2 protein-coding genes are annotated in these 2944 nt (G+C 53.5%); both read left to right on the top strand.

The window, feature by feature from the left end; genetic code table 11:
* The first annotated feature begins 175 nt into the window (after positions 1–175).
* Positions 176–1198: an ABC transporter permease gene (locus BDE01S_RS09670; RefSeq protein ID WP_066080888.1), complete on the top strand. Its 1023-nt coding sequence runs from the start codon at positions 176–178 to the stop codon at positions 1196–1198.
* An 88-nt stretch (positions 1199–1286) separates the two neighbouring features.
* Positions 1287–2840 (top strand): fatty acid--CoA ligase, encoded by a 1554-nt coding sequence (locus BDE01S_RS09675; protein WP_066080891.1) that lies wholly within the window; start codon positions 1287–1289, stop codon positions 2838–2840.
* Positions 2841–2944: the final 104 nt, after the last annotated feature.

Here is a 2944-nt window from a genome sequence, read left to right on the forward strand (position 1 = left end):
AACGCTGTATCAGAAATTCAGTTCTTCGACTATACTTGTACTATCTGCGGCTCGTTGCCTAGTCTGATTATGCATTTGAACGGCTATAAAGCCCGCCCCAAATCCAACACTTAACCAACCACGAAACAGGCCGTCTGAAACACCGAAAACTTTTCAGACGGCCTCAAACAAAACGATGACAAAATTCTTTCAAAATCCCACTTGGCAAGTCTTTAAGCGGCACAAGCGCGGCTGGGTCGCGCTGCGGCTGTTGGCGGTATTGTTTGCCGTGTCGCTGCTCGCGCCGGTGTGGAGCAACGACAAGCCGCTATGGGTGCAGTATCAGGGCAGCCATTATTTCCCCGCGCTGAATACTTATCATGAAACCGTGTTCGGCGGCGATTTCGACACGCCCGCCGATTATTTCGATCCGCTTATCCGCCGCAACATCACCGAAAACGGCAACCGCGCCGTTTACCCGCCCAATCCTTACGCCGCCGATACGATTAACGAATTCGACACGCTGCCCGACCCAGCAAGGCCGTCTGAAAACCATTGGCTGGGTACGGACGACCGCGGGCGCGACGTGTTGGCGCGGCTGGTGTATGGTTTCCGCGATTCTTTATTGTTTGCGCTGGCATTAACGCTGGCCACCACCGTCATCGGCGTGCTGGCGGGCGCGGTGCAGGGCTATTTCGGCGGTAAAGTCGATTTGCTGATGCAGCGTTTTTTGGAAATTTGGGGCGGGCTGCCCGAGTTGTATTTATTGATTATCCTGTCGTCGTTTTTCAATCCGGGCTTGCTGGTTTTGCTGGTGCTGCTGTCGCTGTTTGGCTGGATGGGGCTGTCGGACTATGTGCGCGCCGAGTTTCTGAAAAACCGTCAGGCCGATTATGTGGCGGCTGCGAAAAGCATGGGCGTTTCAGACGGCCGCATTATGTGGCGGCATATCCTGCCCAACAGCCTGACGCCGGTGCTGGCGTTTCTGCCGTTCCGGATTTCCGGCGCGGTGCTGGCCCTGACCAGCCTGGACTTCTTAGGCTTGGGCGTACCGGCCTCGCAAGCCAGCTTGGGCGAACTCTTGGCGCAGGGTAAAGACAATCTCGATGCGTGGTGGATCGGACTTTCCGCAGTCGGCACGCTGACGCTGATGCTGCTTTTGCTGGTGATGATAGGCGAGGGACTGCGGCAGGCGTTTGATGTACGGGCGCGGGGATGAGAATCTCAATGATGTATGTAAATCATGTACAATACCGCCTGATTATTCAGGCCGTCTGAATACAATTTATCAAAAAATATTGATTACAATGACTTACCCATACCAAAATTTTTACGAAATGCTGGCTGCCGCCTGTGAGAAAAACGGGCGCGGTACGGCGGTTTTTAACGACAAAGAAAAAATCAGCTACCGCGAATTAAAACGACGTTCCGAGGCGGTGGCGGCGTATTTGCAGAGCATTGATGTCAAATACGGCGACAAAGTGGCACTGGTGGTATCCAATTCGCCCGAATTTGTCATCGCCTATTTCGCCGTGACCGCCATCGGCGCGGTGGCGGTGCCCATCAATACCTTTTTGAAACGCGATGAATTCGCCTATATCCTGAACGACTGCCGTGCCAAAGTCATGTTTGCTTCAGTCGGCTTGTCTAAAGAATTAAAAGGCCTGAAAAAACAAACTGCTTTGGAAAGCGTTATCTGGATAGGCGGAACGGAGCAATCGACCGACCGCCACCTGAGCTTTGCCGACGCGCTCGCCTGTCGTGACGAATTGGACTTGTCGCGCCGGCCGCAAATCGACGATTTGGCGCACATCATCTATACCTCGGGTACGACCGGCCACCCCAAAGGAGCGCTCATCAGCTATAAAAACCTGTTTTCCAATATGGCCGGCGCGCACGAAGTATTCAATGTCCGCAAGAGCGACCGCTTTATGGTGTTTTTGCCGATGTTCCACAGCTTTACGCTGCTGGCGATGGTGTTGCTGCCGGTATTCGCCGCCGGTTCGATGATTTTGGTGAAATCCGTTTTTCCGTTTTCCAACGTGCTCAAGCAGGCGTTGCTCAAACGCGCTACGGTATTTTTGGGCGTGCCCGCGATTTACACCGCCATGGGCAAGGCGAAAATCCCGTGGTATTTCCGCTGGTTCAACCGTATCCGTATCTTTATCAGCGGCGGCGCACCTTTGGCCGCGCAGACGATTGCCGATTTCAAAACCAAGTTTCCCCGTGCCGAGCTGCTGGAAGGCTACGGCTTGAGCGAATGCTCGCCCGTGGTCGCCGTCAACCGCTTGGACCGGCAGAAAGTCGGCAGCGTCGGCCTGCCGCTGCCCGGCTATGAAGTGAAAGCCGTGGATGAAGAATTGCTGGAAGTGCCGCGCGGCGAAGTAGGCGAACTCATCGTCAAATGCGATGCCGTGATGCAGGGCTATCTGAATATGCACGGCGCAACCGACGAAACCATCGTCAACGGCTGGCTGAAAACCGGCGATTTGGTGCGGATTGACGAAGACGGCTTTATCTTTATCGTTGACCGCAAAAAAGATTTGATTATCTCCAAAGGCCAAAACGTCTATCCGCGCGAAATCGAAGAAGAGCTGTATAAAATCGAAGCCGTCGAAGCCGCCGCCGTCATCGGCATTCCCGACCAATACGCCGATGAAGAAATCGTCGCCTTTGTGCAGCTCAAAGAGGGAATGACGGCCAAAGAAACCGAAATTCGCGCCCATTTGCGCAAGCATTTGGCCAATTTCAAAGTGCCGAAAGAGATTTATCTGAAAGACGAATTACCGCGTAACGCCACCGGCAAGGTATTGAAACGGGTATTGAAGCAGCAGATACTGGACGCTCAGGCTGAAAAATAAGCCGCCGCTTGATATCAGGCCGTCTGAAAACAGCCGTTTTCAGACGGCTTTTTATGCCGCTTCATTGCAGAATGGCCTGCCATTTCCGCTAAAATATAGTCGAA

Origin of the sequence: Bergeriella denitrificans NBRC 102155, assembly GCF_001592185.1 — a bacterium.
GTDB classification, from domain to species: Bacteria; Pseudomonadota; Gammaproteobacteria; order Burkholderiales; family Neisseriaceae; genus Neisseria; species Neisseria denitrificans.